Here is a 23,723-nt window from a genome sequence, read left to right as displayed (position 1 = left end):
TATTACAACTCCCCTCATTCAATTACTAGTAAATTTGAGCTTATATGAAAATCAGCTGTCGTATGTTGTTTTACATCTTCTACAGTGTACGGACTCATTAATTCTTGTAAGACAAGTCCTCCTGGAGTCACTTCCATAACAGCCATTTCTGTAATAATTAAATCTACACATTTTTTCGAAGTTAATGGCAATGTACATTCCGAAACAATCTTTGCATTTCCGTATTTATCAACATGATTCATCACAACAACGACCCGCTTCGCTTTTTGCGCTAAATCCATCGCTCCTCCAATACCTGGAACGCGTTTTCCTGGTACAATCCAGTTCGCTAAATCACCATTTTCACTTACTTGTAACGAACCAAGTATCGTAACATCAAGTAATCCTTTTCGAATCATGCCAAACGCCATGCAGCTATCGAAATAACTTGCTCCTGTAATAAGAGATGTTGGTAAACCAGCTGCGTTACATAAATTCTCATCTTCATTCCCTTTACTTGGCGTTGGTCCCATACCAACAATACCGTTTTCCGCATGAAACATAACATTCATATCTTCTGGCAAATGATTCGGTACAAGCGATGGAATCCCAATACCTAAATTTACAAGCATACCATTTTGAATTTCTTTCGCTGCACGTCTTGCAATCTTATCTCTTACTTCTACGCCCATACCCATTTCCAATTCACTCCTTCCGATGGCACGATATAATTTACAAATACACCTGGGACGACAATTTCTTCTGGATCTAAACTTCCAAGTGGAACAATTTCTTCTGCTTCTACAATCGTTATGTCACCAGCCATAGCTACGTGTGGATTCATATTACGAGCGCTTTTATCAAATACAAGATTGCCAAACGGATCCGCTTTTTTCGCATATACAATTGCGACTTCAGCCGTTAAAGCTGTTTCAACTAAATATGTCTTTCCATTCATTTCAACTGTTCGTTTTCCTTCTTCTACAATCGTATCAACACCAACATCAACTAAAATACCACCAAGCCCTACACCGCCAGCGCGAATACGCTCTGCGAGTGTTCCTTGCGGAGAGAATTCAATTTGCAATCTTCCTTCATTTAATTGTCTTCCCGCATTTGGATTTGACCCAATATGAGAAGTAACTAAAGATTTAACCCTTTCATTCGTAACAAGACGACCGATTCCTACATCAGGAAATCCAGTATCATTTCCTATTAAATTTAAATTTGTAATACCTTTATCTAAAACAGCTTGAATTAAAGATGGAGGGGATCCGATTCCTCCAAACCCCCCAAACATTAATGTCATATCATCATGGAACAAAGAAATTATTTCCTCTATTTCTTTTAATTTATCGAATGTATTTGTAATGGTTGTCATGCGATACTATGCCCTCCTTTTTGCATCATCTCTTCCACGCTCTGTACAAAAATTGAAAGTAATTCATCTAACTCGGAATATGTAGTTGTCATTGGTGGTGCAACAAGCAGTGCACTATCCTCTTTTCCTGCTTGCCCTGAAACAGCTTGGTATAAGAGCAGTCCATTTTTAGCAGCAACTGAAATAAGCTCTGATGCCTTTGTAAACGGTTGCAATTCTATTCCAATTAGCAACCCTTTTCCACGCACATCGGCAATGATTGTCGATTGTTGTTGAACTTTCTGCAAACCTTTTAATAAATACTCTCCCTTTTCTGCTGTTTTTTCAGGTAAATTATGTTTCTCCATATATTCAATAACAGCTAAAGCCGTTGCTGCAGACAATGGATTTGCACTAAGCGTATGCCCGCTCATTACAGAACGTGATCCATGTAAAATCGGCTCCATAACACGGTCACTTACAATTGTCGCTGCCATTGGTGTATAACCCGCTCCTAGCCCCTTACCAAGCGTCATAATATCCGGTTCTACACCCCAGTGCTCCATAGCAAACCATGCACCAGTACGACCAAGTCCAGTCATTACTTCATCCGCAATAAATAATATATCGTAATGACTACAAATATCTTTAATTACTTTATAGTATTCTTTCGGTGGGACAACCGCGCCTCCAGCAGCTCCGATAATCGGTTCAGCAATAAAAGCTGCAATATGCTCTGCACCAATTCGATCAATCGCTCTTTCTAGTTCAGTCGCACAAGAAAGTTGACATGTTGGATATACCTTTTGTACAGGACATCTGAAACAATATGGCGCTGGAATAGTCGGATAATCTTCCAAAATAGAAACGAAACGTTGTCTGCGCAGTGGATGCCCAGACATAGATAAAGCTCCCATTGTAATCCCGTGATAGCTCATCCACCGTGACAAAATTTTATGTTTCCCTTGAATGCCACGCTCCTGAAAATGCTGAATTGCGATTTTCATAGCTGTTTCATTTGCTTCCGTACCACTATTCACAAAAAAGCTCCAGTTCAAATCTCCTACACTTAAATCACTCAACTTCTTCGCTAATTTTTCAGCCGGTTCACTCGTAAACTGTGATCTATAAACGAACGCAATCTCCTCTGCCTGCTTTTTAATAACTTCCGCAATCTCTGTTACGCCATGTCCAATACCTGCCGTAATCGCTCCTGACGAACCATCAAAATATTTATTTCCGTTTTGATCATATAAATAAACACCTTTTCCATGTGAAATCATTGGATACGGCTGACCAACAAGTGGTTTAATTAAGTAATCGCGCATAGCGCTCCCCCATTTCTCCAATTTGTATATATATATGAAGAAAATTGACGTTTCTTTCATAAAAAAGAACCCTCTGCGAAAGCAGTGAATTTATCAAAAAACTATTATAAAATATACAAATGAGTGCTAAATATTATTTTAAAAACAGAAAATTCAGAACTTAAAATGAAGACCAACCCTTACCTGTACGCTTAAATACCCCTCTCTGATTTAAGATAACAACAAATTGAATGTTTTTTTAACATAATATCAGCTCCCCTCAATTGCTGACATTGTGTAAACTTCGACGGAACTCCCGTTATTCTCCTTCCTATTATCCTACTTTATATTGCATATTTTCAAACAAAATTCGACATTTCACTTCGCCATATTTATCGTAACTATTACTTAACAAATAGTATCACCTGTTTAGAACAATAAAAAAAGAACCGATTAACCATATTAATCAGTTCGGCACGACGCTCTTTTATCAGTATTACCTTATCCAACGCATCACTAAAATTAATAGAAATACTCATAATGCAAATCCATAATTCGTCCCACAGCCTATTGCACCAAATCCTCCATAACTTCATTCCCAATAACTATTGGGATATCCCCATCCCTAGGGTTCCACTCCTTCCATAAAAGTCAAACTACCTTTCCTTTATAATTTATGTAGGACAATTATCGATTTGTATGTGTGTTTGCCTATAAATAAAAAAATCCCCATTTTAACTTTTCCTTCTAGAAAGGTAAGTTTTTTGCATAACCTCTTTCTAGCTTCGCATATATTTGTAATGATGATAAAGGAGGAATGTTCATGACTCAATCCGAAATTGAAAAGTATGGACAAGAAGCTGCACGTTACGAACAGCTCGCTCGTTACTATCAATATAGCAATCCTAAAAGATATGTAGAACTCTATATGAAATACCATGATGCAATTACAAAACTTGTACAAGCATATGAAAAGAGAGATTCACAAGAAGCAACTTTACCGTCACATATGAGAATTTTTCACACAGCTCCCTATACACCAGCAGTTGATATTATAATAAACGGACAAAAGGTTATTAAAAATATTTCTTTTAAACAATTCAGTCCTTATTTATCATTAGTACAAGGTAAATACCGTATTGATATTGTCCCTGTCGGAAACGAAACTCCAATATTCTCAGCATTAGTACCAATAATGGGGAATCACGCTTATACCCTTGCAGCGGTCAATAGCGATAATCATCTCCAATTACAACCTATTCTTGATAATACTCATTTACCATCTGGTCAAGCAAAAATACGGTTTGCACATTTTTCACCAGACACTCCAGTAGTAAATGTAAATTTAAAAGATGGGGATCATTTATTTGAAAATGTACTCTTTAAACAAATAACAGATTTTTTACAAGTTAGCCCTGGTACAGCAGATATTGAAGTTTCACTTGCGGATACAAAAAAAGTACTATTAACCATTCCGAAATTCAACGTTGAACCAAATACAATTTACACAATTTCAATGGTAGGTTATTCAACTGAGGGTCCAAAATTAGAGACCGTTATACTTACAAATTAAAACAGTCTACACCATTCGTATGGTGTAGACTGTTTACTTGTGAAACGTAATTTGAAATTCTGTCCAATCGTTATTCGAACGACACAATATGGATCCATTATGTTTTTCTACAATTTGTTTACATACAAATAATCCGATACCAGTTCCTAGCTTTTTAGTAGTTACAAATGGCTCAAAAATAGTCTCTACATTTTCTGCTGGAATCATAGGTCCATTATTTTTTATAACAATGCGCACAGCCTGATCCTCTTCAAATACATCAATGATAATTTTCCGCTCTTCTTTCACCGATTCAAGAGCATCAATCGAATTCATTAAAATATTTAAAACTACTTGCCTCACTTCACTCCGGTAACCAACGAGTGGAATAGGATACGGCAAATTCTTTTCAATCAAAACATTTGCATTAACTAAACTTGGATATAAGAATTGTATAGTATCTTGAAATAAGTCATTTAGCCAAAAACGTTCCGATTCATTCCACATTTCTTTTTTCGATACAAGTAAAAATTGCGAAATCCTAAAATTCAATTGATCTAATTCATGTGAAATAATATCTAAATACGATAGATTAGGATGGTCTGTCTTCAATAGCTTGACAAATCCCATAATCGAAGTTAGCGGATTACGAAATTCATGCACAAAACTAGCCGACATTTGCCCTAGAATCGTAAGCCTTTCTTTATGTGTTTCATTTATATATTGCTGTTTTTCTTCTAAATTCCTCGATATAATTTCTGAGTATTTTAAAACGGTATAATAAATTAATTTGTCAAAACAAGTATGTATTTTGGCCATAATCGGTTTCAATTCACGGGCGCTTACATCCAATTCGCACATTGCTTCAAAAAGTTCATTTCTTCCCACATTTGCATTGTAAACAAAATCTCCAATATTCGCATCTGCACCTGCACGCTCAATAGCCATTTTCTCACATAATGGCTGAAGATAATTAATGTCTTTATCTTCCATAATAAGTTCGATAATTAACTCTAATAAATTTTCTCCATTTTGAACAACTTCTTGTTTAAATGGATCTTTTTCGGAAATTATCATTTTGTTTTTCCAGTTCTCTACGAATTGGTGCCTGTTGTTTTTCAAGTGCGAACAAAATACTTCTTTAATATCCTTATCGATTGGAAAAACCTCCATTCCCTCCATTTCCATACGACGAATACCCTTTATATTTTGAATATTAACACAAAAAATACATTTCGTTAATAGATTTTTGTCACATTTTGTTAATTTATGTTGATAAAATTTATTTTTCCTTTCTTATTTAAATAAGTTGTATTCATATATCCCTTTTCCCTTCTCATTTTTTAAATTATTTTCCTGTTCAAAACTACTTTTTTTGCATCCTTTTTAATTCTTGCGTACAATAAGAAGTGAAAGGTGTGAAAAATATGGTAAATAAAAATGTGGAAGACTATCTCCAAGAAGGCATATATGGCCAAAAGCAAAACAAACCAGAAGAACGTAATATGTACTTAACTACATTACGTGAGCGTGTAGAAATCGCTTTAACCATCGGTCAAGTAATGCAAAGTAATGTGTATACAGAAGTAACAGGTAGCATGCGTTCTTCTCAATCATTACAACTATTCCTAAATGGTAGCATTGCTTACCCACATTTATCAAAATACATTAAATTAGCAAATGAAAAAAATGTTCCTTTTACAATTGTTCAAAATAAAGGCACAGAAACACCAATCGGTTTAGTACTATCTCATAGCACTGCTGTAGATAAAGAACACATTTATGCCGAAGATGATATTTTCAAACAAGAAATGAAGTAAAATAAAAGGTACACTTGATTAAAAAAGTGTACCTTTTATTTTTTAATACATATTAATTTCATTTCTGTCATTTCTTCTATTGCATATTTAATCCCTTCACGGCCTGTGCCACTCTCTTTTACACCACCATAAGGCATATGATCTACCCTGAACGTTGGAATATCATTAATCATGACACCACCGACTTCTAATTCATCAATTGCACGCATTGCTTTACATAGATTGTTTGTAAATACACCTGCTTGTAATCCATAACGTGAATTATTTACTTGTTCTAAAGCCTCATCAAATTCTTTAAATGTATTTACAGTCATAAGTGGACCGAATACTTCTTGGCACTGAACAGATACATACTCTGGAACATTTGTTAATACAGTTGGTTCAAAAATCCTTGCATCACGTTTGTTACCACCGTATACAACATTTGCTCCTTCCTTAACTGCCTCTTCCACCCATGAATTTATACGTTCTACATCGTTTTTTGAAATAAGTGCCGATACATCTGTTTCTTCATGAAGCGGGTCTCCTACTACAACGCTTTCCATTGCTTTCGTTAATTTTGTAATAAACTCCTCCATTTTGCATTCATGCACAAAAACACGTTGTACTGAAATACAAACTTGTCCATTATTCACAAACGCGCCCCATTTTACACGTTCAATTATTTCGTCTGTCAATTCAACATCTTCATTAATAATTACAGCAGCGTTCGATCCTAATTCTAACGTCACTCGTTTCAATCCAGCTTTTTCCTTAATTCCAATACCTACTTTCGGACTTCCTGTAAAAGTAATACTAGCAACGTTCTCATCTTTTACTAATGCCTCACCTACAACAGATCCAGGTCCAGAAATTATATTGAAAGCTCCCTTTGGTAAACCAGATTCTTCAAATAATTCTACCAATGCATACGACGAAAGTGGCGTTTGGTCTGCTGGCTTTAGCACAATAGTATTTCCAGCCGCAATTGCTGGGCCTACTTTATGTGCTACTAAATTAAGCGGAAAATTAAACGGTGTAATAGCACCAATAACCCCGATTGGTTGTCGAATTGTATACGCTATACGGCCCTCTGCTCCTGGCGCAGCATCTAATGGTAACGTCTCACCATATATTCGCTTCGCTTCTTCAGCTGCAAACTTATATGTTTGAACAGTGCGATCTACTTCTCCCCGTGCAGCACGAATTGGTTTTGCAGCTTCTTTTGCGATAATCTCTGCAAACTCTTCTCTTCTCTCATCCATTTTTTGTGCAACCTTTTCTAAAATAGTTGCACGGTCGTATGCAGATAATTTTTTCATTTCTTTCATTGCATTTTTAGCCGAAACTACTGCTTCCTTAACGTCATCTTCTGTACCTTGCGCAATCTCCGCTAATGTTTCTTCAGAATATGGTGCATACAATGGTTTATACGTCCCTACTGATTTCCATACCCCATTTATATATAAATGCTTTTTCATATTGGTTCTCCTTCCGAATATATGTATACAATAATACATTGCATTTATTTCACCTGGTGAAAGGTCTGACTTATGTAATTGTATCATAGCCCTAATACATCAAAAAACATTTTGCTCAAAAAAACTCTGCTACAAAGCAGAGTTTACGAACTAATTTGTTCTTGGAGCGAAATCTTTTTTTCATCTCCAACAATAACAATCGATTCTGAAGGTTTCGTTACTTCTAACCTCTTAATATAGTGTCCATCTAATTTTTTTACACAAAATTTATAATTTTCAATTTTAATGGTATCACCTTCGGAAATCTCAATATTTTTTGTTAGAATCCAACCGCCAATCGTATCGACATCATCGTCATCAATAGTCAAACCTAATAATGCGTTCACTTCACTAACAAGTACTTTTCCCTCTAAAATCGTTTTCGTCTCACTAACTTGTTGGATCTCCGGTTGTTCATCAGTATCGAACTCATCTTGAATATCCCCTACAATTTCTTCTAAAATATCTTCAACGGTTACAAGACCTGATGTACCACCATATTCATCAATTAATATAGCGATATGTGTCCTTTCTCTTTGCATTTTTAAAAATAGATCATGAATTGGGATAGATTCAATAACTAAAATAATTGGCCTAATATATTGCTCCACTGTCTTTTCACTAACAACTCGATGCTTCACAAAATCTGTAAATATATCTTTAAAATTCACAAAGCCTATTACATGGTCCTTATCACCATCAACAACCGGATACCTCGTATATTTTTCATGAGACATTTTTTGTAAAGCCTCTTCAGCAGGCATTTCTTTATTTAAAATATTCATCTCTGTTCGTGGTACCATTATTTCTTTCGCAATACGATCATCAAATTCAAATATTTTATTCACATACTTATATTCAGATTGATTAATCTCACCATTTTTATAACTTTCTGAAACTAACAACCGCAATTCTTCTTCTGAATGCACTTCATCATGCCCTTTTGGTGGTTTCAACCCAAAAAACTTTGTAATTAACCGAGCTGATCCATTTAAAATCCAAATGAATGGGAATGCAATCCGATAAAACAAAATGAGTGGCTTAGCAACAAAGAAACTCACTTGTTCTGCTTTTTGAATCGCAAATGTTTTTGGAGCTAACTCTCCTACTACCACATGGAAAAATGTGATAAACAAAAATACCAAAATTATAGCGAAAATGTCTGCGAGTTGAGTAGGGACGTTCCAATTTGCAAACAACACATCAAACATGTGCTTTAGCGCAGGTTTACCAGACCACCCAATCCCAAGAGCTGTAACAGTTATTCCTAATTGACAAGCTGATAAATATTCGTCTAAGTTTGTAATGATTGTTTTGACAGATAGTGCACGATTATTTCCTTCTGCAATTAAATAGTCAATTCGTGAACTCCTCACTTTAACAATTGCAAATTCTGCTGCAACGAAAAATGCCGTTAAGGCAATTAAAACAATCACTATACTTATACTATATATGTCCAAATACTTTTCCTTACTTACAGTGTAAGCAAGGAAGCCACCTCCTACTTAAATTTATTCAAGTGAAGTAAGCATTCTTATACTCTAATAAAATTCTACATTAGTAACCACCTTTTTATATATTATATGCATACATAAAAAAGATATTTATAATTATGATAATCTAATTAGCTTATTATCGTCAAACTATAATAAGCCCAATTTTCCGATAACTGAAAATAATTTATATAAATCGTATGTGCTAAACAGCTGAACTTCGTGAAAAAACACTTTCTTTGCCGATTCCACACTTCTTTTGTCACACCTGAAGGGAACTTGCTACATAACTAGAAATCATTCAACAGGATATATATAGGAGGGATTATTTTGGAATATAAAACACCATTTATCGCAAAGAAATTAGGTGTTAGCCCAAAGGCTGTTGTCCGGATTGCACAACAATTAAATCTTACGATAAAAAAAAATAAATATGGTCATTTTATTTTTACACAAGGTGATTTAGATTTAATGTTAGAATACCATCGTTCTCAAATGGACCAGCCTCAAAACTCTCAAACTACTCAAAAAACATCTTCAAATGATGTAGAAAAATTAAAAACTCAAGTAAACACAATTGTTCAAAATACATCATCGAATGATTTTAAACAATTAACAGCTCAATTAACCACAATTACAAGAAGACTAGATCGAATGGAAGAACAAATGCAAGATAAAGCAAATGATGTCGTTACATACCAACTTTTACAACATCGCCGCGAAATGGAGGAAATGTTAGAACGAATTCAAAAACTAGAAGCTGCCCTAAAAAAAGAAGAACCAATATACATTACTCCTGATGCAAAACCAACATATGAAAGAGAAAAGAAACCGAAGCGTCGTAAAATGATTTTTAGTATATTTGGACTATAACCTTTTAGACCCTTATTACAAAAATAAGGGTCTACTTTTTCGTATGAAGAAAGATGACTGTAATATGACACCCTTCTTCATACTATACATATTCATATATTTTCATTTTGTTAACATAATATTTTTACTGTATTCTGCAATAAGTACCTGCGCATGAGCATTCCCTTGAATAATATCACGGAATTCTTTCAAAGAATACAGATGTGTAGCCCCTTTTCGAGCATGAATCCGCACTGGTACACCTTGTAAAGTATCATGAAACTGGAATGGACTATCTATCGGTTCAATTGGAAAACCGAGTGTAAGTAAATACATATACATTCTTTTTGTAACTGCTGCAATATACCATTCCGCTTTCGTCTCTAACGCATGCATAAATAAAATAGCTGCCAGCCTTTTGAAATGTCCTCTCCCCCGAGACGTTTTCGCAATACTTAACTTTCCTATTTCATACACATTTTTCAAATCTTTCACTAAATCATTTTTAGAAAACGGATAGAAAAACTCAGAATTTGATTGTTCAGGTACTGTAAACTTAATACATTCTACTGTACCAATATGATGTTCATCTTCTATTAATAAAAATCGTGATGGATTTAAATTACGTTCTACAAACATTAAGTTTCTTTCTTCACAAAAATCTCCCCACAGTTGCTCGAACCAAAAATGTTCTTCCTTTGTTTGAACACGCTGGAACATATTTACCCGCCTTTCCCATCGCCGTTCTGTTTTTGATAACGCTTTCACTTACTATCATATAAGAACAAATCTTCGTATGCAACTAAAAATATTTATGTCTTATTATATTCTGCAAATTGAATTAAATTCCTATTTCACACTCTTTTCCCCCGCATGTACCATTTCTTACTTTCTTATACAATCATACATACAAAGAAAGTTAATTGCTCCAATGAAAAATGTTTATCCTTTCAAGTTCGACCCACGTTATGCTTCTTTCCTTATGGCATATAATTCTTCTTAACCTAAAGAAATCCTTCATTAAAAAGGATTCCTTTTACATTTTATTACTTTTTAACCATTTCTCAAAAATTTGAATCATCCCATGCTTCCCAGCCAACTTCTCTTCTCCTTGTTTCGTTTTATATGGATATAGTTGTAAAAACACTCCACAACCAGATTCAATTTTTTTACTATGCATATGGCTACCTGGATATACACAAATCACTTCATAAATCGCTCTTCGCTTAAAAATTCGTTTGCCATTCTGTTCTTCTACATACTTAATGGACCAGTATTTATACATTTGCTCAGTTGCTTTCGTATTACCGACAGGCTGAAAAATATTGTACATAGGGCTGTATTTCACTTCGATAATAATAGAAGATTTATATACATACTTTTCTTCTTCCTTTACATAACAATCTAAACGAATATCCGGCTTCTTTGTGTCCTCTCCGTTATAAAAATTACTTCCTTTGCTTAGTGCGATAAGAGGGTGTGTTTCAATTAAATCATTAAACGCGACGTGCACTTTTATATCATCTCGATGTAATATCACTGTCGTTCCATCTTGTAATCCGTCTAAATAAAAATGTTCTTGTATTTGTTCACGGATAGGATTCTTATCTTCAAATCCGATTTGTTCTAATATAGAAATAACGATAAAAAAAGCGTAATACTCATACACTAAAAACGTTGGTTTATATACGAATAATAAAGATGGGGGTTGCTCTGTATGTTGCGGTAACAATTCTAAATGGTGGATTAATTGTTGATGCGGTATAGATAAAGTGTTCGAATTAATGGTAGCTGTTTCAGAAACTTCCCTCCAAAATGGAGAATACAATAAATTTCGAAAGTATTGCACGCTTTCATATACGATATGAGCTAATATTTTATATTCTTGTATTTTCACAGAACTTTTCCGTAAATCTGCTTCTTTCAGTAAATGTAAATTTCTATATTTTTGTTTTTCCCTATCCGTCACGGATCCATTTCGTTCAATCGTTTTCATAATTGTTTTAACAGCCTGAAATTCATCTGACTTTTTCTTCTTTTCTCCTTCTAGTATTTCAATAGTTTTGCGTACAAAACTTTCTGCTTCAAGTAAATAATAATAGAATTGCATCGTTTTAAATTTAAGAAATGCATTTTCAATACTATTTTTTTTCTCCTTAAATTTACGGTTGTAATATTTCGCATAAAGCTTTCTTTCTGTCATAATGGCAGTTTTTCTCGTTGTCTTCCGCTCTTTCGTTTCCCATTCATATTCGTGTACAAATTCCGCATTCGATTCTACTTTCTTAAAAATTTGTTTTATTCTTTTCATTTTTTGTGGCAACTTTCTTAACAGTACCAAATAAGAAGAATCTTCAATATCGCTAAGTGCTGAGAAAGTTTTCTTGTAATAACCTCTATCTAAAATTAACTCGTTTAAAATTGACTTCACATAATCTTGAATCATTTCAAATTGGTCATCAAAAAAGTTTTTAGGAACAACTTGAAACGCACCATAATAAGTTCTATCTTCTATACGCACTTCAAAATGGTATAAGCCACAGCGCCACGGATAAAAAAATTCAGTTTTTCCATGTTCATACACTAATACTCTTTGTTTTTTTTCATTTAATTCATATTGTGACTCTTTTATATTCTTTTGTCCCTCATATACTTTATTCCATACGAATGTAATATCCATTGGATTTTGATAATGGAAATGCAATTTCAGTGGTTTTAATTCCTGTACTTTATAAATACATTGAACTAGTGCTGTAGTAGACGTACAAAGCCGGTTTAAAAGGATAAAATCGCCTTTCCCCTCAGTACCAATAATTAGCTTCAATACAAACGGGAGCGTTTCTTTCGTATCGACGATTGCTGTTTCATAACGCTCCTCATTTTGCATAGCCATACAGCTCCAGTTCTCTACGCTTTTGTCTTATATAAGCTAGAGAATGTTCAAATGTAGATACACGATTTGCAAGCGGAGACTGTAAAAGTGGTACCAATGTCGCTCCCCTTTTTGCTTCTTCAGAAAGTAGAGAGCCCACTGTCATTTCTGTCCCCCTTAATTTCGTTAATACACGTTGCTTTATTTGCAAATCAAAACCTTCTTCCCTGCTAATCATATAGGATTGATTATTTTGGAACGGTATATTTTGCAAATACGTAGCGATTGCGCTTGCACATCGGAAAGAAATTCCTTTTGATATATCGTGCGATGATAATACATCATGTAACTTATCCAATAACTCTAATTCCTCTTCAGTAAACACTTCGATCATCTCTTTATTCCTAAACCAATTGAGTCGAAATTCTCCCGTTGTTACTTTCAGCGGGGGTTGCTGAACAACTTTCTCATGTTCTATACTCATCTCGCAAAACGGAATTTTTTGTAATGTAATCAAATTTGTTCGATCTAATAATCGATCGGAAAGCTCTTTCGTCGTTTCATCAAAATTTACAGTGCCTACGAAAATAATATTCTCACCAATTTCCACTGAAGGTGGAATTTGATTTTCTATTTCTTGTACTTTCTCATACAAACTCAAAATACGATTTTTCTTTTCAAGTTGAAGAACAGATAGAAACGGAGTAAACCAATGCTCAATATGTGACATGTTCATTTCATCGAACACAATTATATACAACTGATTTGGGTTTTCTTTAGCCTTTAACAATGTCCGAACTAACTTCGTTTCACTTTCAATAAAATTACCATTCGGATGAAGGTAACCCAGAATATCATGTGGTTCTTGATACGATGGTGAAATCGGAATCCAAATTAATTCTTCACCATAACGTAACCCAAGTGCTTCTGCATAAGCTTGCACAAAGCGTGATTTCCCAACACCTGGTATACCACCAACAATTGTTAACATATTGGTTTTAATACTAATGTGAAAATTATATATATCTGTATCATCCAAATATAGCCCTTTATTACGAACCATACTTTGTACATACTGCAAAAAAGAGGATTCACGCTCATCCCATTCCCAGTCCTCCTTTTGCATTTTAATATCTTCTACTTCAACTAACTTACCTTCTTCAACAATTCGTTTATTTAGTTGGTCATACACATTTTCACTTACAAAATATAAATCATCATCTACTGCTATTTCTACATGTTTCATCCACTCGTGTATTTCAATATATTTACATTCTTTTCTTTGCTCAAAATATGAAATTGAACTTATTGATGATTTTAACGATAAATTTCCATATAGCCTTCCTTCATGCCACAATAATTCTGGAGGCTCAAAGTCTTTTGGTAATTTAGGCATAAGAAATGATAAGTAACCGTTGCCTAACTTCCGTTCCAAAGACGCTCTCTTTTTATAATTTGAGACCTTTGGTGAAGGAATCAATTTATATGAAGATGCTATTTCCCGAGGCTCTTCTGTGCATATTAATTCCAGTAATAAATTTCCACGATCATAATAAAGACGAAACATAACCAGTTGCTTTTCTAATTTACGCTTCTTTAAATCAGTAAAGATTTTTTCATTCTTTTTATTACTGCATAATCCTTCAAACAAATATTTTCCAGTCGGAAATAACTCTTGTAAAGTTAAAGGTATTGGAGAAAGACATTGTACAAAGAAATTTTCCCCATTCTTCTCTCCCTCAGCTTTTGCAAACTTCCCAATAAACCTCATATAATACATTCGCTTTATAAAACTTGGATGAAGAGCTTTATGTAACTTCAACGTAGTCACCTTCTTTTTTTCATACTATTCTTAGTGTATGAACTACAATCTAAAACTAGAAATAAAAAACCTGACGTCATCCGTCAGGTTCAAAATTAAAACGTATATTAATGAGAAGGAAATGCTTTTTTTTCTTGTAAAATGGCATTATGAGCGATTTTCATTTTAGCAAGTACGTACCGTAATCGATCTTCGGCATTTTCATCTTTATTTTGCTGCAAACTCGCCAAATTCTCTACAGAACTCGCTAAATTTTCAATCACGCCTCGAAGTTCAGGATGATGATTAAAAAAAGATTCTTGCACTAATACTTTCCTTAAATCACTAGCTAAATCCATAATTCTAGACAACTGTTCTTTTTCTTCCATTTTCATCCCTCCTGAATATCTTATGTATTAAATATTCTCTAGACAAGGAAAAAAGCCCTTTAAATTAAAAGGACTTTTACATTTTTATATTTCCTGTCAGTAACATATAAAGTGATGTGATAGCTGCAATAACAATTGCCCACATCACATATCTCTCTATACCTACAAAACAACGATTCCCTTTTTCTTTTCTTGCAAAAACGTACACGATAATCCCGATTCCATATACAATTGAAACAAGTAATAAATTCTTTAAACCAGCTGCATAAATGAGCCATACAGAATATACACAAGCAATTAAAGCTAATAAGCCATTTTTTACTCTCGCAACTTTCAGCTCTTTCGTAATGACTAATTTCAATTGAAATAGCGCTGATAATAAATACGGTAATAAAATTGATGTTGACGCAATAAAATACATAATTTGATATGTCGATTCTGAAAACAGAACGATTATAAATATAATTTGGGCAACGATATTTGAAATCCATAATGCCATATGCGGCGTTTGCTTCTTATTTGTTTTCGTAAAGACTTTCGGAAACACGCCATCTTTTCCTGCTACATGCGAAATTTCAGAAACAAGTAAAAACCAACCAATCAATGTCCCTACAAGTGAAGCAACTAAACCGATGTTAATCGCAACTGCCCCCCATGGTCCAACAACATGTTCTAATACATGTCCCATTGAAGGAGTTTCTAAAACCGAAAGTTCATTTCTCGTCATAGCTCCCATTGACAGAACAGAAATTAAAATATAAATAGACATAACTAAAATTAACCCAAGTACTGTCGCTTTTCCAACATCTCTGCTATTTTTAGCTCTTCCTGATAATACAACTGCTCCTTCAACCCCAATGAACACCCAAAGAGTTACAAGCATTGTATTTTTCACTTGACCTAGTACAGAGGAAACTGAGATTGTTCCTTCGCCCCAAAAGTCATGTGTAAATGTATCCCAGCGAAACGCCGTTACCATCACAACAATAAATAATAAGATCGGAACTAATTTCCCAATTGTTGCGATAACATTCATAATGGACGCTTCACGAATTCCAAATAAAATAAGAAAATGAAGTGTCCATAATAAAAGAGAGGCACCAACGATAGACGCAATATTATTCCCGCCTTTAAAAATCGGGAAGAAATAACCTAATGTGCTAAACAACAACATAATTGTTGCGACATTTCCTAAAATCCCTGCCAGCCAGTACCCCCACGCACTGTTAAAACCAATATATTCACCGAAACCAGCTCGTGCATAACTATAAATTCCGCCCTCAAGCTCCGGTCTTTGTCTTGCTAACGTTTGATATACGAGCGCAAGCGGAATCATTCCCATCGCTGTAATACACCAACCAATTATTGTTGCACCACTATTTGCTCCTACTGCTAAATCATGCGGTAAACTAAAAACACCGCCACCAACCATTGTTCCAACTACTAATGCGATTAACGGAAAAAACCCTAACTTCTTTTCTATTTGTACCACCCCATCTGTCATTCTAGGTGTTATGTTCGTTCAACTATTAAAGTCACCTTTTCTCTAATAGACGTTTCTCTTATATTTTTTCAGGAAAACATTACTTATTCTAAAATAAAATGAAGAAAAATGGAATACTTTTTTGAAAAAATGTATAAGTATGCACAAAAAAACCGTTCATTTTGTAATGAACGGTTATTTCAAACATATAAAGTTGTATATTTTTTGTAAAATCAACGAAGTAAATTCTCTTTTTGTAAAAATTGTTTTGCTACTTCTTCACTACTTTTCCCATTCACATTTACTTCGTAATTCATTTTTCGCATTTCTTCATCTGTAATCTTTCCAGATAATTTATTCAATGTTTTTTCAAGCTCAGGATATTTCTGTAACGTCTCTTTTCTTAATAATGGCGCTCCTTGATAAGGAGGGAATAGTCCTTTATCATCTTTTAGCACTTTAAGTCCATATTGCTCAAGTTCACTATCTGTTGAATATGCATCGATTACGTTAACATCCCCCGATTGAATTGCGCTATAGCGTAGTTTCGGTTCCATCGTTTTAACATTTAAAAACTTATAGTTATATAATTTTTGCATACCTTTATAACCATCTTCACGATCAGCAAATTCTAATGTAAATCCTATCTTAGCTTCCTGTGCAATATTTCCTAAATCAGAAATTGTATTTATGTTATTTTGATCTGCTATTTTTTTCGGCATAGCTAGTGCGTATGTATTGTTATACTCCATTGGCTTTAACATAACCATATTATATTTCTTTTCCATTCCCATACGAGCTTGTTCATATACTTCATCACGATTTGTACTTTTCGGTTCTTCTTTCACGAAAGTAGATAAAGCTGTTCCTGAAAATTCTGGGTATATATCTACTTCACCTGATTTTAACGCTTCAAATACAAATGCTGTTTTCCCAAGGCCTGGTTTTAATTCTACTTGTAAATCTGTATCCTGTTCAATAAGTTGCTTGTACATTTGAATTAAAATTTCTGGTTCAGATCCAAGTTTTCCAGCAATAACTATATCTTTCTTTTTTGTATTCCAAAGAAATGGCGAAGCGATCATTACGACAACTATACATATCGTTAATATAACGCGCTTATATGAGCGTTTGGGCCTCTCAAGCATGCGAAGTACTATATCAAAGAATAAAGCGAGTAACGCAGCTGGTACGGCCCCTAAAATGATAAGCGCATGATCATTCCGATCGATACCGAGTAGTATGAGCTTACCGAGTCCACCAGCGCCTATTAAAGCAGCTAATGTAGCCGTTCCAACAATTAATACCATCGCTGTACGAATACCAGCCATTATAATTGGCAATGCAAGTGGCAGCTCTACCTTCCACAATCTTCTCCAGCTATTCATTCCCATAGCTCTCGCCGCTTCTATAAGTGATTCATCTAATTCCCGTATTCCTGTATACGTATTTCGCAAAATAGGTAATAGTGCATACACAACTAATGCGATAATAGCTGGAAGTTTTCCGATTCCTACTAATGGAATTAAAAGTCCAAGTAATGCAAGTGATGGCACAGTCTGCATAACAGCAGAAGTCCCTATTATAAATTCAGCCATCCGTTCTTTTCTCGTTAATAGAATGCCAAGAGGCACCGCAATAATTACGGCAAAAAATAATGAAATAAGCGATATTTGTAAATGCTCACTTAACGCACTCAGCAATTCTACTTTTCGTTCTTGAAACGTTTGAATAAAATCAGTCACTGTTTAGCCTCTCTCCTTCATTTGTTCAACAATGTAATTTACTATATGACGACTTGTTAACGCTCCAACATATCGACCATTTTCTTCAACCGGTACAGAACCTTCAGCTTGTACGCGGACTAGGGCTTCTTGTAAAGGAGAATTTAAAGATAAAACATTCCCTTCTACTCGTATGCTATCGTCTAGCGGCAATACATCTTCTACAACCTTCCCTTCATACCAAGGTCGTCCACGATTTCCAATGAACTCCTCTACAAACTCATTTTTCGGATTATGTATAATACCTTCTGGTGTATCTAATTGAACAACTTTCCCTTCTTTCATTACACAAATACGATCACCAAGTGATAAAGCCTCTTGCATATCATGCGTTACAAATACTATCGTTTTTTGAATTTTTTTTTGCAATTGCACTATATCCTGCTGAAGTTGTTCCCTGCTTAATGGATCTAACGCACTAAATGGTTCATCCATAAGAACGATTTTCGGATTTGCAGCTAATGCCCTAACGACACCAACGCGCTGCTTCTGTCCTCCCGACAATTCATCTGGCATACGATCACGATATACATCTGGTTCTAATCCAACCATATGTAACAGTTCATCAACACGCGTTTTTATTTTCTCCTTACTCCACTTTCTCATTTCAGGGACAACTGCAATATTTTCAGCAATTGTCATATGTGGAAACAGCGCAATCTGCTGCAACACGTACCCTATATTCCAACGCAGTTCGTTTATGTTATATTCTTGAATATCTTTTCCATCGATTAAAATTGATCCTTCCGTCGTTTCAATTAAACGATTAATCATCTTCATTGTCGTTGTTTTCCCGCAACCACTCGGACCAATGAGAACAAAAAATTCTCCTTTTTTAATTTCTAAATGCAATGAATCCACTGCTTTTGTGCCATCTTCATACGCTTTTGACACATGATTAAATTGAATCACAGACACAACTCCTTTCATGTTGTTTCCTTTATTTTGATGGAATATAGCATTCATTTCAAATGATACGCTTTATTATACAAAAAAAGAGCTCTCATTTGAGCTCTAACGGTCGAACAATATCGTTTTCATAATTGCAGCATATTCACGCACATACGCTTTTTTCTTAGAACGACTCGGTGTTTCAGCAGCTAGTGCTTCCATCTTTATCCCTAACCGCTTTGCAATTATTTTCGTTCGATATAAATGATACGTATTACTTACAACTACCGCATGCTTTACATCATATAAATCTATACTAAACTTTAAATTTTCATACGTATTTGTAGAGCGGTCTTCAATTAAAATACGGCTCTCATCTATACCATGTACCATTAAATAGTTTCTCATACTGTGAGCTTCCGGTATATCTTCATCTTCCCCTTGACCACCTGAAACAATTACTTTCACCTCAGGGTGAGCATGTAAATATTCGAGCGCCACATCCAAACGATTTTGAAGAGATAAAGACGGCCTATCTCCAAATAACTTTGCACCTAATATAAGAACGTATGGAGAGTGATTACTCAATTTTTCACGAGCAACTTTATTCATTCGAAACGTCATATAAATGATGTATAGCGGAGGTAGTAATAAGATTATAAGCAATATCCATTTGTTCATAAATAAGTTAACACTCCCTTTCTTTTTATTATATAGAAAAAGAAAAGGAGGCAGAAGTATTTTTTAAACAATTGATTTATTAGAAACATTCGCTTTCATTTTACGTTTTGAAATTACATAATAAAAAGCAATCCCTAATGATAGGATCAATATAAAGCTTAGTACGTAAAACGGGATCATTACCCCGGCTTTAGATACGCCTGCCGTAAACAACATTAATAATACAATTCGAATTCCTGTACCAATTAGTCGAAATAAGCTGTCCACACGTCCCATTAATTCATTTGGGACTTCTTCCATCATCAATACATTTCTCGCCACTCTCGTTCCAGCATTTCCAATCGCATGAAAAATCGCAAGTCCATATAATAACATAATGGAAGGCTCAATAATCATTGCGGTAATTGAAATTACATAAATAAACATCGTCATAACGATTGAAACTTCTATTTTGACATATTTCATCATGATTGGAATACTTATTCCCGCAATAACAGCCCCTACACCATACATCATACCTTCTATCGCGTATACAGAGGCACTAGCTTTGAGTATATCTGAAATATAAACTGGGATTAAATAATTTGCCATCATAACACCGATAAACGGCATATAAGTGGCAAGTAAAATACTTGTAGAAACAAATGTACTAAAAATCAACTAAAAAGCTGATAAATCAACGTTTTTTATAACTATAAAAATCACAAATAGTCGTTTAATTTTACACATTTGTTACCAAAACGTTACCACAAATCAAAAAAGCACAGCGTGTATAAGTAGTGTTGGTAGCACTCTTATACCGTCCGCCTACTCTAGATAGGCAAACACTTGCTGTACTCTTACGAACTATTTTACAGTACGTAAGGGCTCCTTAGCAACAGTTTGCTTACACTTGGCATTCTGTTGCTTTTTTGTTTATACAAAGGGGCTAATTAATGATGGAAAAGAAACGTATCGATGTTATCGCAACTAAAGAATCCTTCCACAATCTTTCTACATTTAAGGAAGTCGAAGAACTAAATAAAACTGTACGTACATACAGAGACACTATTCGTATGTCTATTAAACGTACTGACGTACAATCTAAATTAATTGCATTACTTGAAATTTTAAAGCGCCACAGCTGTAAATATGTAGGTGTTAGTTTCCTTTGCAAAAATAGAATTGCTGCAAAGATGGAAGTTTCATATAAAACTGTTCAACGTTTAATGAAGAAGCTTGTGGATTTAGAGATGATTAAGCAGGTAGCAATGAAGCGCACAAAAGATATGCTTCAAACTTCTAATGCCATTATCATTCAACCAATTGTGGAAGAAGTGTCCGACAAGGTAGATACAAAAAGTCCTACAAAGTGTCCTACCATTAAAACAACCCCTGTTTCCTTAAAACAAAATATAAAAGATATAAACAAACGTAATAGTAATGAGAATAGCAATACACCTGAGGAAAATATTAAAGAAGCTGATTTCGTAGCTCACTGGGTACCAGAACGTTTTATTTCTTTAACTAGCTCTTTTTACAGTGAATCTAAAACGATTCAAGAACTGTGGAAGGTCATAAGACAGTGCAATAAAGTTACAAACTTCTCTACAGGTGATAAAGCATTTAATAAAGACCAAGAGCTTACTATAGGCTTAAAAGCTATCAAAGAGTTTGTTATGAAAATTAAATCTGGAACAAAAATGAACAAGGGTAAATTTGCTTATTTCAACGGGATTGTAAACAACTTAATGGACAAGTTCTACTTTGATAAAGAGTTTATGAGAGCGTAAAAAAAGCTCCCAAACATTGAGGAACCAATAAGGGGATTTTTTCAAAAAGCAGACAGAGCGGGATTTTCTACAACCGTAATACATGTTTTCATATTGTTAAAACACTCAAAATTCCTCTTAAGGATGAGAAAACTTCATATCTTATTTATATAATTTATGTTACGGTATAATATGTTAATTAATTACAATACTTTCCAAAAGGGGTAGTCAATCATGAAAGCAAAGAGACTAGTAAGTTTAGCACTTCCAATCATGTTACTAGGAGGTTGCGGAACAGACCAAGCAGAGAAGAAAGCAGACACAAAGGTAGAAATAAAAGCAGAAGAAAAGGAAAAGCTAACGAAAGAAGCATACCCTTCACGTATGTCAAACTTACATTATGAGTTAAAGTTGAAGATGGAAGAACTAACTGAAGTATCAAAAGGAAAAGACAAGGATGTAAAAGAGCAAAACAAGAAAATCTTAAAAAGTGCAGATGAGTTACAAGAAATATATGTTAAGTTTTACAAGATAGACCCACCAAAAGAGTTTGAAGAACAACACAAATCTGTTTTAAAAGCAATAGACTGTTATAAAGAAGCGATTGACACACAATTAAGTCTAGCAAAAAGTGGTTCTGTAACAAAGAATAAGACGGAGCAATTAAAAGACTTAATGTACAAAGGTAATAACTACTTAGAAAAAGGTATGACACCAATTGAGGAAGCTGTAGAACATACCAAAAGACCTGACGCTATCCCTTTATCAAAAGACGGTAAAGAAATAGTAGGTGAATGGGGTAGTTATGTTGGTGATAAATTCACTAAAGGAACAGAGTTCCGTCAAGATGGTACATACACTATATTTGATGATGTAGACAACACACCTTATGAGAACTCACATATGGATGGAAAATGGTCTTACAATGGAGACACGAGAGAAATGACATTGACAATAGACGAATATGTAAAAGACGGCAAAAAGGCTGAACCTGGTGAAATGAAACAATCTATGACCTATAAAATGGAGAACTTTACTGATACGGGATACAAGATGGTAGGAGACGATGGTAGCGTGATGCGTCAAGTAAAACGTAGGTAATAGTCAATAACAGTATTCAAACAAAGGAGTTTTACATATGGGACGAAAAATACTAGTGTTCGTAATCATAGTTCCTGCTCTCTTTTTCGCTCTTGCAGGGGCAATAGCTAGTTTAGGAACTGGGGAAACATCGGTAGTGGCTAGAGTAATGTCCATAGCAGTACCTATTCTTCTACTAACATGGATAATAAAGAGATACACGAATAAGAAAAAGAAGTCTAACAACATTGCAGTAAGCGAAAGGGTATTTGAGACAGACGAAGAAGGTAGACTAACGAGTAAAACAGATTACGTTTTAAAAGTACAAAACATATCTATGGTTTGGGTACAAGCACAAAATAAATTCAGTGAGTTAGAAAAGAAAGACCCTACATTCCTTAACACACACGATGAATTAAAGCAAGTAGTAAGTGAAATGAAGTCAGCAAACAAGAAATTAAGAGAAATTAAACCACCAGTAGAGTACGATAACTTGCAATCAGAGTTATCTCAATCTCTATATACTTTTGATAAAGGTCTAGACATAATGGTAGAGGGGTTTACAACATTAGATGAAACAAAGATTAATAAGTCAGGTGAACTGATTGATGAAGGTAGTGACGGTCTTATGGAGTCACTTGGAGTTATTTTAAGCTTAACAAAATCGTAAAACGAATAATAAGAAACCAAACAAAGGGGTATATAACAATGAAACGTAAACTATTAGCAGTAGCATTACCAATTATGTTAGTAGCAGGGGTAGGTTGTTCTAAAGACAATGCAAAAAAAAAGAAGACTGATAGTTTACAAGTAGTAGTAGATTATAAAACTTCTATACTTGACTTAAGTAAATCGTTAGAAAGCAAATTATCTACAGAAGAATTAAAAGAGTTACTTATGAATGCTAAAGTTTAATACATAGTAAAAAAGCCGACTCAATTAAGAGCCAGCCTTTTTTTAATAAACGCTTGATATAAACGGGAGGCATCTTCATGAAGGTTGTACGCTCTATATTTAAAGGATTCCGTTTAATAGGTTTAATTGTAAAACCAATCCTTAAAGCATTATCTAAAAGTAAATTTTAAATATCATGTTAATAAAAAAGCCGACTTACAGAAGTCGGTTTTTA

21 protein-coding genes and 1 pseudogene are annotated in these 23,723 nt (G+C 34.4%); 7 read left to right on the top strand and 15 right to left on the bottom strand.

Going from position 1 to position 23,723, the window contains the following annotated elements:
- Positions 1-14: 14 nt before the first annotated feature.
- Genes NSQ47_RS05995 through NSQ47_RS05985 form a run of 3 tightly spaced genes read right to left on the bottom strand, consistent with a single transcriptional unit; the run spans position 15 to position 2,667 of the window.
- The gene (locus NSQ47_RS05995; RefSeq protein ID WP_002157970.1) at positions 15-677 is read right to left on the bottom strand and encodes a CoA transferase subunit B; all 663 of its coding nucleotides are present in this window, start codon (positions 675-677) and stop codon (positions 15-17) included.
- On the bottom strand, positions 662-1,360 hold the full coding sequence (gene atoD, locus NSQ47_RS05990; RefSeq protein ID WP_341036366.1) for an acetate CoA-transferase subunit alpha: 699 nt from the start codon (positions 1,358-1,360) through the stop codon (positions 662-664). The genes NSQ47_RS05995 and atoD overlap by 16 nt, the downstream gene beginning before the upstream one ends.
- Entirely contained in the window at positions 1,357-2,667 is a 1,311-nt protein-coding gene (locus tag NSQ47_RS05985; RefSeq protein WP_002157971.1) for an aspartate aminotransferase family protein, read from the bottom strand. The genes atoD and NSQ47_RS05985 overlap by 4 nt, the downstream gene beginning before the upstream one ends.
- An 802-nt stretch (positions 2,668-3,469) precedes the next feature.
- Here NSQ47_RS05985 and NSQ47_RS05980 point away from each other — a divergent pair.
- A complete protein-coding gene (locus tag NSQ47_RS05980) occupies positions 3,470-4,219 on the top strand; it encodes a DUF4397 domain-containing protein (RefSeq protein WP_341036365.1) in 750 nt (249 codons plus the stop codon).
- A 33-nt stretch (positions 4,220-4,252) separates the two neighbouring features.
- On the opposite strand, the gene NSQ47_RS05975 is transcribed toward NSQ47_RS05980, so the two are convergent.
- Complete coding sequence (locus NSQ47_RS05975) at positions 4,253-5,386, bottom strand: BA2291 family sporulation histidine kinase (RefSeq protein WP_087947236.1); 1,134 nt, start codon at positions 5,384-5,386, stop codon at positions 4,253-4,255.
- 239 nt (positions 5,387-5,625) lie between these two features.
- On the opposite strand from NSQ47_RS05975, the gene NSQ47_RS05970 reads away from it, so the two are divergent.
- Complete coding sequence (locus NSQ47_RS05970; RefSeq protein ID WP_002157973.1) at positions 5,626-6,018, top strand: YueI family protein; 393 nt, start codon at positions 5,626-5,628, stop codon at positions 6,016-6,018.
- A gap of 35 nt (positions 6,019-6,053) precedes the next feature.
- Here NSQ47_RS05970 and NSQ47_RS05965 read toward each other — a convergent pair whose 3' ends face one another.
- Together NSQ47_RS05965 and NSQ47_RS05960 are read right to left on the bottom strand one after the other, a co-directional pair.
- Complete coding sequence (locus NSQ47_RS05965) at positions 6,054-7,478, bottom strand: aldehyde dehydrogenase family protein (RefSeq protein ID WP_002157974.1); 1,425 nt, start codon at positions 7,476-7,478, stop codon at positions 6,054-6,056.
- Between the two features lie 143 nt (positions 7,479-7,621).
- Positions 7,622-8,977, bottom strand: coding sequence for a hemolysin family protein (locus NSQ47_RS05960; protein WP_002157975.1), 1,356 nt, complete (start codon positions 8,975-8,977; stop codon positions 7,622-7,624).
- A gap of 363 nt (positions 8,978-9,340) precedes the next feature.
- Here NSQ47_RS05960 and racA point away from each other — a divergent pair, with 363 nt between their 5' ends.
- Complete coding sequence (gene racA / locus NSQ47_RS05955; protein WP_002157976.1) at positions 9,341-9,883, top strand: chromosome-anchoring protein RacA; 543 nt, start codon at positions 9,341-9,343, stop codon at positions 9,881-9,883.
- 102 nt (positions 9,884-9,985) lie between these two features.
- Here the strand turns inward: racA and NSQ47_RS05950 are convergent, their stop codons facing one another.
- From NSQ47_RS05950 to NSQ47_RS05910, 9 genes and pseudogenes are all read right to left on the bottom strand, one after another.
- Entirely contained in the window at positions 9,986-10,582 is a 597-nt protein-coding gene (locus NSQ47_RS05950) for a hypothetical protein (RefSeq protein ID WP_002157977.1), read from the bottom strand.
- A gap of 316 nt (positions 10,583-10,898) precedes the next feature.
- Entirely contained in the window at positions 10,899-12,749 is a 1,851-nt protein-coding gene (locus tag NSQ47_RS05945; RefSeq protein WP_078181616.1) for a hypothetical protein, read from the bottom strand.
- The gene (locus NSQ47_RS05940) at positions 12,739-14,556 is read right to left on the bottom strand and encodes an AAA family ATPase (protein ID WP_341036363.1); all 1,818 of its coding nucleotides are present in this window, start codon (positions 14,554-14,556) and stop codon (positions 12,739-12,741) included. Before NSQ47_RS05940 ends, NSQ47_RS05945 begins: the two co-directional genes overlap by 11 nt.
- A gap of 107 nt (positions 14,557-14,663) precedes the next feature.
- Positions 14,664-14,924, bottom strand: coding sequence for a hypothetical protein (locus NSQ47_RS05935; RefSeq protein WP_002085825.1), 261 nt, complete (start codon positions 14,922-14,924; stop codon positions 14,664-14,666).
- A 76-nt stretch (positions 14,925-15,000) separates the two neighbouring features.
- Positions 15,001-16,428: a basic amino acid/polyamine antiporter gene (locus tag NSQ47_RS05930; protein ID WP_341036362.1), complete on the bottom strand. Its 1,428-nt coding sequence runs from the start codon at positions 16,426-16,428 to the stop codon at positions 15,001-15,003.
- A gap of 212 nt (positions 16,429-16,640) precedes the next feature.
- Positions 16,641-18,152 carry an ABC transporter permease/substrate-binding protein gene (locus tag NSQ47_RS05925; RefSeq protein ID WP_341036361.1) on the bottom strand — a complete coding sequence of 504 codons (1,512 nt, stop codon included), beginning with the start codon at positions 18,150-18,152 and terminating at the stop codon, positions 16,641-16,643.
- A gap of 3 nt (positions 18,153-18,155) precedes the next feature.
- Positions 18,156-19,103, bottom strand: coding sequence for an ABC transporter ATP-binding protein (locus tag NSQ47_RS05920; RefSeq protein WP_131231918.1), 948 nt, complete (start codon positions 19,101-19,103; stop codon positions 18,156-18,158).
- 102 nt (positions 19,104-19,205) lie between these two features.
- Positions 19,206-19,763: a YdcF family protein gene (locus NSQ47_RS05915; protein WP_341036360.1), complete on the bottom strand. Its 558-nt coding sequence runs from the start codon at positions 19,761-19,763 to the stop codon at positions 19,206-19,208.
- A 63-nt stretch (positions 19,764-19,826) separates the two neighbouring features.
- Positions 19,827-20,390 (bottom strand): annotated as a pseudogene (locus NSQ47_RS05910) (hypothetical protein); the annotation flags it as partial.
- Positions 20,391-20,701: 311 nt separating this feature from the next.
- Here NSQ47_RS05910 and NSQ47_RS05905 point away from each other — a divergent pair.
- From NSQ47_RS05905 to NSQ47_RS05890, 4 genes are all read left to right on the top strand, one after another.
- Complete coding sequence (locus NSQ47_RS05905; protein WP_341038210.1) at positions 20,702-21,535, top strand: helix-turn-helix domain-containing protein; 834 nt, start codon at positions 20,702-20,704, stop codon at positions 21,533-21,535.
- Positions 21,536-21,748: 213 nt separating this feature from the next.
- Positions 21,749-22,615 (top strand): DUF7018 domain-containing (lipo)protein, encoded by an 867-nt coding sequence (locus NSQ47_RS05900; protein ID WP_341036359.1) that lies wholly within the window; start codon positions 21,749-21,751, stop codon positions 22,613-22,615.
- Positions 22,616-22,652: 37 nt separating this feature from the next.
- Positions 22,653-23,264 (top strand): DUF7018 domain-containing (lipo)protein, encoded by a 612-nt coding sequence (locus tag NSQ47_RS05895; protein ID WP_033799034.1) that lies wholly within the window; start codon positions 22,653-22,655, stop codon positions 23,262-23,264.
- A gap of 38 nt (positions 23,265-23,302) precedes the next feature.
- The gene (locus NSQ47_RS05890) at positions 23,303-23,509 is read left to right on the top strand and encodes a hypothetical protein (RefSeq protein WP_341038261.1); all 207 of its coding nucleotides are present in this window, start codon (positions 23,303-23,305) and stop codon (positions 23,507-23,509) included.
- The last annotated feature ends 214 nt before the right edge of the window (positions 23,510-23,723 follow it).

It is taken from the genome of Bacillus sp. FSL R10-2780, from assembly GCF_038006125.1.
In the GTDB taxonomy this organism is placed as follows: domain Bacteria; phylum Bacillota; class Bacilli; order Bacillales; family Bacillaceae_G; genus Bacillus_A; species Bacillus_A cereus_U.
The sequence above is the reverse complement of the archived record's forward strand: the minus strand, read 5'-3'. Positions and strand labels throughout refer to the sequence as shown.

What these genes read in the sequence shown, in the direction of transcription:
- NSQ47_RS05890 (WP_341038261.1), top strand. Translation starts at nt 23,303, where the DNA reads ATGAAACGTAAACTATTAGCAGTAGCATTACCAATTATGTTAGTAGCA.
- NSQ47_RS05930 (WP_341036362.1), bottom strand. Translation starts at nt 16,428, where the DNA reads ATGACAGATGGGGTGGTACAAATAGAAAAGAAGTTAGGGTTTTTTCCG.
- NSQ47_RS05945 (WP_078181616.1), bottom strand. Translation starts at nt 12,749, where the DNA reads ATGCAAAATGAGGAGCGTTATGAAACAGCAATCGTCGATACGAAAGAA.
- NSQ47_RS05970 (WP_002157973.1), top strand. Translation starts at nt 5,626, where the DNA reads ATGGTAAATAAAAATGTGGAAGACTATCTCCAAGAAGGCATATATGGC.
- NSQ47_RS05900 (WP_341036359.1), top strand. Translation starts at nt 21,749, where the DNA reads ATGAAAGCAAAGAGACTAGTAAGTTTAGCACTTCCAATCATGTTACTA.
- NSQ47_RS05935 (WP_002085825.1), bottom strand. Translation starts at nt 14,924, where the DNA reads ATGGAAGAAAAAGAACAGTTGTCTAGAATTATGGATTTAGCTAGTGAT.
- NSQ47_RS05895 (WP_033799034.1), top strand. Translation starts at nt 22,653, where the DNA reads ATGGGACGAAAAATACTAGTGTTCGTAATCATAGTTCCTGCTCTCTTT.
- atoD (WP_341036366.1), bottom strand. Translation starts at nt 1,360, where the DNA reads ATGACAACCATTACAAATACATTCGATAAATTAAAAGAAATAGAGGAA.
- NSQ47_RS05965 (WP_002157974.1), bottom strand. Translation starts at nt 7,478, where the DNA reads ATGAAAAAGCATTTATATATAAATGGGGTATGGAAATCAGTAGGGACG.
- NSQ47_RS05905 (WP_341038210.1), top strand. Translation starts at nt 20,702, where the DNA reads ATGGAAAAGAAACGTATCGATGTTATCGCAACTAAAGAATCCTTCCAC.
- NSQ47_RS05985 (WP_002157971.1), bottom strand. Translation starts at nt 2,667, where the DNA reads ATGCGCGATTACTTAATTAAACCACTTGTTGGTCAGCCGTATCCAATG.
- NSQ47_RS05995 (WP_002157970.1), bottom strand. Translation starts at nt 677, where the DNA reads ATGGGTATGGGCGTAGAAGTAAGAGATAAGATTGCAAGACGTGCAGCG.
- NSQ47_RS05915 (WP_341036360.1), bottom strand. Translation starts at nt 19,763, where the DNA reads ATGAACAAATGGATATTGCTTATAATCTTATTACTACCTCCGCTATAC.
- NSQ47_RS05950 (WP_002157977.1), bottom strand. Translation starts at nt 10,582, where the DNA reads ATGTTCCAGCGTGTTCAAACAAAGGAAGAACATTTTTGGTTCGAGCAA.
- NSQ47_RS05980 (WP_341036365.1), top strand. Translation starts at nt 3,470, where the DNA reads ATGACTCAATCCGAAATTGAAAAGTATGGACAAGAAGCTGCACGTTAC.
- NSQ47_RS05975 (WP_087947236.1), bottom strand. Translation starts at nt 5,386, where the DNA reads ATGGAAATGGAGGGAATGGAGGTTTTTCCAATCGATAAGGATATTAAA.